Genomic DNA, 9,848 nt, shown 5'->3' with positions numbered 1-9,848 from the left:
GTCGGACGCTACGCGTTCACAGCGGCATGGTCGGACGCTACGCGTTCACAGCGGCAAGTGAGTATGTGCCCCGAAGGGCGCTGGACTCCGTGGTTAGCGCACGTCGGGGTCGGGGTGGTTCTCTCGATACTGGTCGGCGTCTTCCTCCGGGATGAGACTTTCATCCGCGAGCTATTCGACGGCTCGCCTGTTGGCGCGGGCTTCTCGGAAGGCGTGCCAGGCCGGTAGGAGCTGGGGAAGCTCCTCGTACAACGCGTTCTTGAACCGCCGGAAGGCGCCCTTGCCTGCAATGGCTCGTGCTAGTCGGCGCCCCGCAGCATCATCGCTGATCCGATCCGCGAAGTCGGCCATGTCTTGATACCAGACGTACGGCGGGAGCGGATCGATGGGCGCGAGGTCCACGTCCCCAAGGTCCACGGGGTTCTCCCCGTCGAGGCCAGTGTCCGAGGTCCAGAAAGCCACCTGCCCCGACTTTGGGTCGATCAGCCACCGGTGGTCGTAGTCGGTCTGGTCGGACAGAGCCGTGGCGATCTCGTCCAAGTCAAGCTGGCTGAGCTCGAGCATGACCCCACAGTAGAAGGAAAGACGTCGACGTGGCAGCAGTCCGCCCACGGCCACCTCATGGGGTACCGCGCCCCATGCCGCCGCACAGGCGCACTCGCCCCGGCAGTAGCGTGCGTCCATGGATTATGGGGAGCTGGTTCGTCAACTCGATGGGTGTGCTGCGGCACTTGAGCGGTTTGGGTTGGACGTTAAGGACAAGAAGGTGCATGCGCCGGCGACCGAGACGGAGGTGGCAGCGGTCGAATTGCAGCTGGGCTTCACGCTGCCGGACAGCCTGCGAACGGCGTTCCTGACCATCACACGACAGGTCGAGTGGTCCTGGTGGGTGCCCGACGGAGCGGACCTCCCCGCCCCTTTCGACGACATCTTCTGCGGCTCGACGTGGTTCCGGCTGGATCACCTACCCCTGCTCAACGAGCACAGGCAGCAGGCCGTCGACATCATCTTTCCCGACCCGGGGGACGCAGCCGGTCAGCCCTGGCGCGAGACGCTGCCCATCTGCGCGGTAGGAAACGGTGACTACCTGGCCGTCGATCTGCACCCCGAGCGGGCCGGTGAAGTCATCTACCTAGAGGCTCACGGGCTCACCGACGCCGGGAACGGCTACCGCATGGCCTCCAGTCTGACCGACCTGCTCGAGCGTTGGAGCCCGCTTGGCCAGCCCGGCCCCGAGTTCTGCCAGTGGCACATCTTCAGCAACCCCACCGACGGCATGATCGACCCTCACGGCGAGCACGCCGTGCGTTGGAAAGCCATGATCGGACTCCCGTAACGCAACATGCCGCGATCGGGGCGCCCTCACGCGGCGCACGTTGGCGGGCTTGAGCCGGATTGGGTACATGCGGCATGGTCGGACGCTACGCGTTCACAGCGGCAGTACAGGGCGTCATCCGCGAGTCGGATACCGCTCGTCCCTACCAGGTGGGATCAGCTTCGTCAGCTCTCCGCATGCGGTGCAGCGATACTCAAGGCGGACCACTGTTCCGAAGAAGAAGCCCTCGGTGACGGCCCCGCTGGCTGACGTGTCTTCAACCCGCTCGAAGTTGTCGCCGCCACACCTGTGGCATCTGGCTCGGTCGGCACCGGTCATAGTCAAATCATGTCGTCTGACGGTGCTCGCCGCACGCATTCAGAGGTAGGTCCCACTCACTCGCAGTGCGGCTACAGAACAGGACGTTCTACGCGTGGCCCGGCACGGGATAGTCACCCAGGATCTTGGTGCCGTGCTTCTCGGCAAGGGCGAGCAGCCTGTCTGGGTCAGCCAGCAGTTCTTCCTCACCAATCCTGGCCACGTCGGCGAAGATCTTCTCGAACCCAGGAGGGGAGATCAGAGTGAGCATGCGAACGGGCTCATCGGAGAGCCGGCGTAGGCCGTGTGCCGTACCCCTTGGCACAACGATAAACGCGCCAGCCGATGCGCTCACCGGTGTCTCGTCAGCCCAGACCTCGACCCGCCCGCTCAAGACGTAGAACGTCTCCTCGGCGTGGGGATGGGTGTGCAGCGGTGTGGTCTCTCCCCAGAACTCCTCCTCCATGGCGGAGTAGGCCATGGCGACCTGGGTGCCGTCGGTCTTCAACTGATACGTCGACCCGAGAGCAGTGACCTGCTCGCCACCAGAATCAAGGAAGAACACTGACGACACGGCGACTCCTTCCAAGTTGCTGGCCATCAGACTGCCAGTGCGCACCGCGAGTGTCACGATCACTCGGCCTGCGGCGATACCGGATGGGTGGTCGGCTGTAGGGGGCTGCAACGATCGCGGCAGGTGTCGTCACCGGGAGGGGTCGTCCTCCCGTGCTGTTCAGCCTTAGGCAGGAAGATGATCCCGCGGTCGAGATCTATCCCGGCAGCATGAGGGTCGTCGTCGGCCTCCGAACCGGGAAGCTGAGCCTCGATCCGCTTGCGATCCCGTTCTTGGGCCAGGTGCCTGTGGCCAGGGTTGAACAACTCGATGAGGTCGTCCCAGCTCATGGCGCCCGCCTTTCCTTGTCCTGACCCTAGCGTCCGACCTACGAAGGGGCAGGCGCGCGATAGCGCGCCAGCGCAGCGGCGGGGGTGTTCCGCGGAACACTCCCCGCGGCACCATGCACCCGGCATACGGCACCCGCCTAGCGGTAGAGCTCCGCGCTGGGGGTGCGCGTCAGGGTGGCCCCCTGCAGGCAGTCGCGCACCGCCGCCGTCGGAAAAGCGCCGATAGTGTTCGGGTCATGTCTTTCGTGAACGTGGGAACTCTTGAGACGCTCCCCGGCAAGCGGGACCAGCTCGTCGAGATCCTCACTCGTCATAGCACCGATCTCGAGGAAGCTGGCTGCCTGCTGTACGAGGTGGGTGTGAGTGAGGAGAGCCCTGACACCGTCTTCGTGGCGGAGGTCTGGACCTCCGCGCAGGCGCACCACGAGTCGCTCCAGCTGGACAGCGTCCAAGCGGCTATCCGGGAAGCGCGCCCCTTGTTGTCCGGGCAGATGGGCGGATTCCGCTTCGACGTGGTCGGATCGCCACTCAGGAGTTGAGCGGACAGCTGCTCCGGCAGCCTCCGTCCTGGCCGCGATAGGTCGACGACGTGATCGGCGCCCGGAGCGGACGGCCCTGAGAACCGAGGAGTGGTGCACACTCTGCACATGGGCCTGTTTGATCGCTTTCGCTTTAAGTCGCATGAGGACGCCGGTGTTGGTGCGGACCGAGGCGGCTTCCGCCTCGCCGACGAGTCGGAGGGGAAAGCCTCGTTGACCCTCGACCTGGGAGACCTACCTTCGGACGCAGCCGTGCAGGCCGTAGGGGAGGAACCAAACGGCGCGTTCTGGGAAGGACTGGCCTCCTACATGGCTCCTGCCTTGGTCTCGCGATTAGACATGGATTCGGAAGGGAGCATGTTTGCCGTCTACGGCGACCGGACGGACCTTGAGGACTTGCGCGATCTGCTGCAGCCTCTGGTCGACCAACCCGCGGCGATGACCGGCGTGTTGCAGCGCGCCCAAGCGGACGGTGTGATCCTCGAGGGGTACGGGCGATAAGCGCGAGTCCAGGAGCTGCATGCGGCAATACAGTGAGTTCGAGGGCGAGCACAGGGGGTGCTCAGGCATTGCCTCCATACTGCTAGGCAGCATGACATGACACTCAAGGAGGAGAGCCGTGCCGGACATTGCGCAGCTGATCGTCCGCGACATCGCCGAGGCCCCGTGGTTGCTGGTCATTATTGGAGTGCCGCTCGTCCTCGGTGGTGTCGCTGCGCGAGCAGGCTCGCGACTCGGCTGGGTCGCTGTCGGGCTCACCAGCGCGATGCTTCTTGTCTATCTGGCGTACTACGCGATTCCGTTGCCCAACCTTGGCGCGGCACGAGTAGCCGTCATCGCCATCTCGGTGGCCTTTCTGGCAAGCGCAACCGCCGCTATCGGGTACTTCCGAAGGAGCGCGAGGGTGAACTCCTCGGCGTGACCTAGGCCCACGTGCGTGACGTGCAGATCCACGACTCGCGGGTCACCGCCGTCTCGGTGCGCCGCGGTCCCACCAATCGACCGATGGCTCGTCGCGGTTGATAAGGGACGCGGTCAGCTCGATCGACCCGAGATCGCAGAACTTCCACAATTCCTTGGCCGCCCGCGAGTACTGGAAAAGAACTCGGTCGACCTCCAAGGCGTCCAGCTGCCCCGACCGGAAAGCGTCGATCGCCTCACCAACCCGCTCCACCAGTTTGGCCAGCTCGGCCTCGTGGTATGCAGCGATTGCCTCCCGCGCAGCTCGCCGCTCCGCCTTACTCGACACAATTGTGAGGCTACTCCCGGCTGGCCACCGTCAGAGCCAGCCGGAGAGCTCGACCTCATCTCCACTTGCGGCATTTCCGGATATCCGTCAGGATGCGTCGCCGAGTTTGCGGATGACGTACTGGTTGAGAGCCGGCGCGGCCCGCCGACCCAGTGCAGGCGCTGCGGCACGGCCAGATCGATGCCGCGCTGGTCCGCACCTCGCCCCCCGCTGACCCGGCGCACTCGGACCTGGTGTCGCTGACGTTGTTCACCGAGAAGCTGGTCGCGGCCCTGCCCGCCACAGACTCCAGAGCGCAACAGACCAGTGTCACCCTCCAGGAGCTGTCCGAAGGCCCGCTCGCCGTCTGTGCCACCGCCCCCACGGCCACCGCCGACCTGTGGGCCCACCACGGTCCATCGCCGCGCACCGTCCGCGTGGCGAACACCGACGAGTGGCTCGCCCGAATCACCCTAGGCTAGGCCGTCGGGATCACCGCCGAGGCCACCACCTACAACCACCAGTCTCCTGAGATCGCCTACCTCCCCATCGAGGACGCCCCGCTGGCACAGGCCCGCCTTCTGTGGCCCGCGGCCGGTGCCCACCCGCAGGCGCAACCGTTCGTGCAGGATCCGCCGGGGCAGACCGCGGCTGGTCAGCGTCTGGGGATCGTCCTCTCGGCGGTGATCCGCCTCATGGCTTGCGGTGGGGTGCCGCGGCCTGGCCGTCCCCCGCGAGCCGCTGCAGCAGCAGGGACATCCGGGGCGCGATGACCTCGGTCGTCGCGATGGCCGTGCTGCTGCGGTGCACGCCTGGCGCCAGCTGGATGCGCTGGGTGATCCGATGCAGGTCGACCGTGTCGCGCGCGACGACCCTGAGCATGAGATCCGCGTCCCCGGTGGTGGTGTGCGTCTCGACGACCTCCGGGATCGCGGCGATCGCCGCGTAGACATGGTCGATCTCCTGCTGCGACACCGACACGGTCACGAAGGCGAGCAGCGGACGTCCCAGCGCCGCCGGCGACAGGGCGGTGCTGGGCGGCCGCAGCGCGCCGCCCTCACGGAGCTTCTTCAGGCGCGCGTGCACCGTGTTGCGCGAGATCCCGAGCCGAGCGCTGATCTCGACCAGTGAGGCGTCCATGTCGCCGTCCCGGGCCAAGAGGATTCGGGCATCGACCGCGTCGAGGGTGTGCACCTGACCGACGCTACACCAAGCGCAACCCACCTGGACTATGCATCTGCATACCTGGTGTTTCAGCGGTTGTGCATCTGAGTTGCCCTGCCTACATTTCTCAGGCATGACTACACAACCCGAGCACCTCGACCTGCCCCGGATCGACCTGCGAGGGTTCGTCTCGCCCGTGCAGGTGCTGCCCCGGCTCGGCGATCACCTTGGGCTGGAGGTCTGGTGCAAGCGAGACGACCTGGGCTCGGTCGGTCTGGCGGGCAACAAGGTGCGCAAGCTCGAGGCCGAGCTGGCCCACGCGCGGGCGCTGGGGGCGACCCACATCGTGACCGAGGGATCCCGGCACTCCAACGCGACTCGTGCTGCGGCGGCCGCTGCCGCCGCCCTCGGTCTGCGGTGCACGCTCGTGCTTTGCCACGACGAACCGAAGGAGCCGGTGGGCAACCTCCTGCTCGATGCTCTCTTCGGTGCCGACCTCCGGCTCGTGGGCGACGTGTCCTGGGTGGAGCTGGCGGGGCTGACCACGGACGTGGTGCGCGAGCTCGAGGTTGCTGGCGAGCGGGTGCACCGGCTACCTATAGGCTCGGCCACCGGTCGTGGGGCGGCGAGCTTCGCGCACGCCTACCTCGAGGCCACCGACCAGCTCGCCGCACACGGCGTGGCACCAAGGACTATCGTGCACGCCAGCTCGGGAGGCAGCACGCACGCCGGGCTCGTCCTGGGGCGGACGCTGCGGGGGCAAGCCACGCGCATCCTGGGCGTCGTCGTCGCCGGGGAGGTCTACGAGGACGTCCCGGGTACCTACCTCCGGCTCGCGAACGAGGGGGCCGACCTCGTCGCGCCGGGTCTCCGGGTCACCGGTTCCGACCTCGAGCTGACTCAGGACTACCTGGGAGAGGGGTACGGCGAGGCGGCTCCGGGGGTGACCGAGGCCATCGACCTCATGGCGCGGCTTGAGGGGATCGTGGTCGATCCCGTCTACACCGCCAAGGCCGTCGCCGCGATCATCGACCTGGCCGGGAGAGGGCTCATCGAGGGGCCGGTGCTCTTCTGGCACACCGGCGGCTACCACTCGATGTTCGACCCGAGCCTGGCGGCGAGAGTGTGGGCCAACCTGCCTCGCCTCCGGGACCTCCGGCTCTAGCGCTCGTCGCCGCCTGGGTCGAGGTTGACGGGTCTGGCCATTCGGAGGGCCGCATAGTATCTCCGAGGACAAAGGCCACGGGACCCGAGCGACGAGAACGGGACGCGCCGTGCGGATGCCGAACCCGTGTTTCGGGAAGGCCGACGAGAGCGAGACCTCTCGTCAGCGGTTGAACGGTCTGCACCCGCGCCACAGCAACCGGCAAGACTTGCACGATCAGGAGCTCCCAGCGCGAGTTGTGCAACGTCGCGCGCCTCGCGGCATTTCCGGATGGTTGCCGAGCTCGACTGGGTGACTGCCCATGAGGGGGTGGGAGGGCGAGGCTCACCCCCCGGCGTCCTGCGCCTGCTCCTACTGCTGGACCGGCTGCCGTGCAAGCGCGCGTGGCGCCTCGGCCGCTAGTGTCCGTGTATGGCACGCAGGGTCGCAGTCGTGGGGTTGGCGCTGGCCGTTCTCGGCAGCCTTTTGATGGTGTGGGGGCAACCCCCGTTGCGGGTCGCCCCCATGGTCCCGGTCGACTATCTCATCAACTTCGTACTGGCTTTATTGCCAATGGTCGGCAGACTCCTTGCACTTGTTGGGGCCGTGACGATCGCGTTCGCCGTCCTGATCAAGGTCACCGGGCGGTCACCTGTCACGGTACGTTCGAGACTGCTGCTCGTGGCGGGCTTGGCTCTTGTGCTCGCGGCGATGCTCGCTGAGGCAGGCCTGGTCTCGTACTTCGTGAACGTTGATCGGATCCGCATGATGCTGGCCGTGGTGAGCGTTACAGCACTGGCACAGGCGGTGGGCGCGGCCCTGCTGTCGATGTGGCTGACCGGGCTCCTAACAGAGCAACTTCCCCTCGCACGTCAGCCCCTAGGAGCGAGGGTCACTGCTGCTCGTTGACGAGTCCGCAGCGTACGGGGAAGCCAGTCCGAAACCAACGACCAGCGGCAGAGTAGTGCGTCTGGCGCCAGGTCCCCTAGGGTCTGCCCTGTGGTCAATGCGACGTTGCCCCCGCACTTCCACGATCTGTCTAAGCCACAGGCCGAGGCCTATCTGCAGAAGTTTCTCGCCGAGTTGCCGGGAAGCCAGACACGCTTGGCCAGCATGCTCACGAGAACCGGCACAGACCCTGCCCTGGCGCACGCAGCAACGCCCGACACCCTGCACCCCCTCTGGGAGGTCACCGTCGCCCACTGGCCCTTGGGCTGGCAAGAGGGATACGACTACGCGAAGGATCCCTGGTCGCGTAACGACCCAACTCTCGACGCATTGGGGCCTCTTGAAGAGCTCCCTTCGTGGTTCAGTCACGACCGAATCCACTACAGCGTGTTCGCTCCGTCGACGCTGTGGGTGATCGACCTGCTTGCGAGACATCTAGGACAAGTGGTCGTGTCCAATTCCCCAGCCCTGGACTGGAGGACCGGCCCCCGGCGACCCGCGAACAACATCGATCGAAATATGCCGGTGGCTGGCACCGCCAAAGGCTGGATCGAGCCCAGACGCTTGGTGAGGGTGCTCATCAGGCGCCAGATCGAAGGACACTTCGATCGGAACGCACCCAGCACTCTGCGCGACCTATACGAACGCATCACCTGGCACGCCGACAGCTGGTAACTGCCCTGGCAGGCGCCCAGCGGCAGAGTAGTGCGCTCGCGAACGCTCGAAGTCCGGGGCCGGCAGTCCCCTCAGGTGGCCCACGTGGTCCGGCGCCAGACGACCGCGGCGTTGGGGTCGCCGCTCCGAGACGGTTCAACGCTCACGACGGTCCAGCCCTCTCGTTCGTAGAACTTGGCGGCCTCGGTGTTCCTGGCGAAGTGCTCGACAAGGACGTGGTCGGTCACCCTTCGGAGGGGTTCGATGGCTTGCTGCAGTAGATCTGCCCCTATGGACTGCCCGCGAAACTCAGGCGCCAGATACAGCTTCCATACGACGTGGTCTTCGCCCAGAACACCGATCTGCACCACTCCTATGATCTTCTCGCCCTCGACTGCGACATGGACGCGACTGGCTTCGACGGCCGGCTTCATCCGCTCCGTCGTCCACCAATGCAGTTGTGCTCGTGCGCCTTCATCGCCGAGGATCGGAGCGTAGTGAGCAGGCACGACGTCGAGCGCGAATCGCTCGATGGCGGAGAGGTCGTCAAGGCGGGCCAGGCGAATAGTCACAGGCATACCTCAAGGTATGACGGGTGGGCGCCCTCGGTGTCGAGAGCTGCTGTCTGGACCACAGCCGACGAGTGACCCGCGACGGATTTCAGCACGAAGCAGGCGTCCGACCTGCGGCATGGTCGGACGCTACGCGACGACAGCGGCAGGAGCGTGCACCCTCGAGCCTAGAATCGGCAGCCAGGCGCTCCTAGCATACCCTCGCATCGGAAGGATCTTCCTTGCCCAGGATGAACGAGTTCGATCAGCCCGTCGGCGACCCTGTGCCTGGCTGGGCATCGGCCCCCCTCCCATCGGCGGATGTACTGAGCGGGAGGTTCTGCGCACTCGAACGTCTCGACCCAGACCGACACGCGGTGGATTTGTATGCCGCATACGCGTCGGCTAGCGATGACCGTGCTTGGACCTACATGGCTTTCGGACCGTTTCTATCGTTTGAAAGCTACTACCAGTGGTCGGTCGCTGCCGCCGATAGCCCCGATCCTCGGCACTACGCCCTCACCGACGCAGCAACTGGTAGGGCACTCGGCACCCTCGCGCTCATGCGCCATGACCCGGCTAATGGAGTCATCGAAGTCGGCTCTATTGTCTTGTCTCATGTCCTGCAACGCACAGCGGCGGCGACCGAGGCGCAGTTTCTCCTCATGCGCTACGTCTTCGAGGACCTGGGATACCGGCGCTACGAGTGGAAATGCGACAGCCTCAACGAACCGTCACGGAAGGCTGCCGAACGATTAGGGTTCACATACGAAGGGACCTTTCGCCAGGCGCTTGTGTACAAGGGCCGCAATCGCGACACGGCGTGGTTCGCCCTTACTGAGAAGGAGTGGCCTGCCGTTCGCGCTGCTTTCGAGACGTGGCTCAACCCTGCCAACTTCGACACGCAAGGACGCCAGCGCAAGAATCTCCAAACCCGGTGACCGGCCTGGGATGACGTGCGCCCTCGGCGATCACGCCGCTCCTGGCCTCCTTCGTTGATGGCGAGTGGGAGACGGTCAGCAGGCTGCCCACCCCCGGCCGATGAGTATTTCGCGACAAGGTGAGACTCCCGAGGTGCGGCAGA

At 65.8% G+C, this 9,848-nt stretch carries 15 protein-coding genes; 9 read left to right on the top strand and 6 right to left on the bottom strand.

The window, feature by feature from the left end; genetic code table 11:
- Nucleotides 1-171 precede the first annotated feature (171 nt).
- On the bottom strand, nt 172-564 hold the full coding sequence (locus K330_RS18580; protein WP_202804489.1) for a UPF0158 family protein: 393 nt from the start codon (nt 562-564) through the stop codon (nt 172-174).
- A 118-nt stretch (nt 565-682) separates the two neighbouring features.
- Here K330_RS18580 and K330_RS0102160 point away from each other — a divergent pair, with 118 nt between their 5' ends.
- A complete protein-coding gene (locus K330_RS0102160) occupies nt 683-1,336 on the top strand; it encodes an SMI1/KNR4 family protein (RefSeq protein WP_084617071.1) in 654 nt (217 codons plus the stop codon).
- 406 nt (nt 1,337-1,742) lie between these two features.
- On the opposite strand, the gene K330_RS18575 is transcribed toward K330_RS0102160, so the two are convergent.
- Nucleotides 1,743-2,207, bottom strand: a complete 465-nt coding sequence (locus tag K330_RS18575) for a cupin domain-containing protein (protein WP_051145433.1) — start codon at nt 2,205-2,207, stop codon at nt 1,743-1,745.
- A 59-nt stretch (nt 2,208-2,266) separates the two neighbouring features.
- Complete coding sequence (locus K330_RS23505; RefSeq protein ID WP_022920214.1) at nt 2,267-2,536, bottom strand: DUF6191 domain-containing protein; 270 nt, start codon at nt 2,534-2,536, stop codon at nt 2,267-2,269.
- Between the two features lie 236 nt (nt 2,537-2,772).
- Between K330_RS23505 and K330_RS0102145 the strand changes: the two genes are divergently transcribed.
- The 3 genes from K330_RS0102145 (at nt 2,773) to K330_RS0102135 (ending at nt 3,997) form a co-directional block, all read left to right on the top strand.
- Nucleotides 2,773-3,075 carry a putative quinol monooxygenase gene (locus K330_RS0102145; RefSeq protein WP_022920213.1) on the top strand — a complete coding sequence of 101 codons (303 nt, stop codon included), beginning with the start codon at nt 2,773-2,775 and terminating at the stop codon, nt 3,073-3,075.
- Between the two features lie 108 nt (nt 3,076-3,183).
- Entirely contained in the window at nt 3,184-3,576 is a 393-nt protein-coding gene (locus tag K330_RS18570) for an Imm51 family immunity protein (protein ID WP_156875653.1), read from the top strand.
- 118 nt (nt 3,577-3,694) lie between these two features.
- Nucleotides 3,695-3,997: a hypothetical protein gene (locus tag K330_RS0102135; RefSeq protein WP_022920211.1), complete on the top strand. Its 303-nt coding sequence runs from the start codon at nt 3,695-3,697 to the stop codon at nt 3,995-3,997.
- A 42-nt stretch (nt 3,998-4,039) separates the two neighbouring features.
- On the opposite strand, the gene K330_RS0102130 is transcribed toward K330_RS0102135, so the two are convergent.
- On the bottom strand, nt 4,040-4,324 hold the full coding sequence (locus tag K330_RS0102130) for a hypothetical protein (RefSeq protein WP_022920210.1): 285 nt from the start codon (nt 4,322-4,324) through the stop codon (nt 4,040-4,042).
- A 152-nt stretch (nt 4,325-4,476) separates the two neighbouring features.
- On the opposite strand from K330_RS0102130, the gene K330_RS18565 reads away from it, so the two are divergent.
- Complete coding sequence (locus K330_RS18565) at nt 4,477-4,785, top strand: LysR family transcriptional regulator substrate-binding protein (RefSeq protein WP_022920209.1); 309 nt, start codon at nt 4,477-4,479, stop codon at nt 4,783-4,785.
- A gap of 211 nt (nt 4,786-4,996) precedes the next feature.
- Here K330_RS18565 and K330_RS0102120 read toward each other — a convergent pair whose 3' ends face one another.
- Nucleotides 4,997-5,497: an Lrp/AsnC family transcriptional regulator gene (locus tag K330_RS0102120; RefSeq protein ID WP_022920208.1), complete on the bottom strand. Its 501-nt coding sequence runs from the start codon at nt 5,495-5,497 to the stop codon at nt 4,997-4,999.
- Between the two features lie 103 nt (nt 5,498-5,600).
- Between K330_RS0102120 and K330_RS0102115 the strand changes: the two genes are divergently transcribed.
- From K330_RS0102115 to K330_RS0102105, 3 genes are all read left to right on the top strand, one after another.
- Nucleotides 5,601-6,632, top strand: a complete 1,032-nt coding sequence (locus tag K330_RS0102115) for a 1-aminocyclopropane-1-carboxylate deaminase/D-cysteine desulfhydrase (protein ID WP_022920207.1) — start codon at nt 5,601-5,603, stop codon at nt 6,630-6,632.
- A gap of 432 nt (nt 6,633-7,064) precedes the next feature.
- Nucleotides 7,065-7,520: a hypothetical protein gene (locus tag K330_RS0102110; RefSeq protein WP_022920206.1), complete on the top strand. Its 456-nt coding sequence runs from the start codon at nt 7,065-7,067 to the stop codon at nt 7,518-7,520.
- 90 nt (nt 7,521-7,610) lie between these two features.
- A complete protein-coding gene (locus K330_RS0102105; RefSeq protein WP_022920205.1) occupies nt 7,611-8,234 on the top strand; it encodes a hypothetical protein in 624 nt (207 codons plus the stop codon).
- A gap of 71 nt (nt 8,235-8,305) precedes the next feature.
- Here K330_RS0102105 and K330_RS0102100 read toward each other — a convergent pair whose 3' ends face one another.
- The gene (locus tag K330_RS0102100; RefSeq protein WP_022920204.1) at nt 8,306-8,785 is read right to left on the bottom strand and encodes a GNAT family N-acetyltransferase; all 480 of its coding nucleotides are present in this window, start codon (nt 8,783-8,785) and stop codon (nt 8,306-8,308) included.
- A gap of 230 nt (nt 8,786-9,015) precedes the next feature.
- On the opposite strand from K330_RS0102100, the gene K330_RS0102095 reads away from it, so the two are divergent.
- Nucleotides 9,016-9,705: a GNAT family N-acetyltransferase gene (locus tag K330_RS0102095; protein WP_051145431.1), complete on the top strand. Its 690-nt coding sequence runs from the start codon at nt 9,016-9,018 to the stop codon at nt 9,703-9,705.
- Nucleotides 9,706-9,848: the final 143 nt, after the last annotated feature.

Origin of the sequence: Ornithinimicrobium pekingense DSM 21552 (assembly GCF_000421185.1) — a bacterium.
Taxonomy (GTDB): Bacteria; Actinomycetota; Actinomycetes; order Actinomycetales; family Dermatophilaceae; genus Ornithinicoccus; species Ornithinicoccus pekingensis.
Note: the sequence above shows the minus strand (reverse complement) of the source record. Positions and strands in the feature narration are given on the sequence as shown.

What these genes read in the sequence shown, in the direction of transcription:
- K330_RS0102160 (WP_084617071.1), top strand. Translation starts at nt 683, where the DNA reads ATGGATTATGGGGAGCTGGTTCGTCAACTCGATGGGTGTGCTGCGGCA.
- K330_RS23505 (WP_022920214.1), bottom strand. Translation starts at nt 2,536, where the DNA reads ATGAGCTGGGACGACCTCATCGAGTTGTTCAACCCTGGCCACAGGCAC.
- K330_RS0102095 (WP_051145431.1), top strand. Translation starts at nt 9,016, where the DNA reads ATGAACGAGTTCGATCAGCCCGTCGGCGACCCTGTGCCTGGCTGGGCA.
- K330_RS18580 (WP_202804489.1), bottom strand. Translation starts at nt 564, where the DNA reads ATGCTCGAGCTCAGCCAGCTTGACTTGGACGAGATCGCCACGGCTCTG.
- K330_RS0102145 (WP_022920213.1), top strand. Translation starts at nt 2,773, where the DNA reads ATGTCTTTCGTGAACGTGGGAACTCTTGAGACGCTCCCCGGCAAGCGG.
- K330_RS0102115 (WP_022920207.1), top strand. Translation starts at nt 5,601, where the DNA reads ATGACTACACAACCCGAGCACCTCGACCTGCCCCGGATCGACCTGCGA.
- K330_RS18570 (WP_156875653.1), top strand. Translation starts at nt 3,184, where the DNA reads ATGGGCCTGTTTGATCGCTTTCGCTTTAAGTCGCATGAGGACGCCGGT.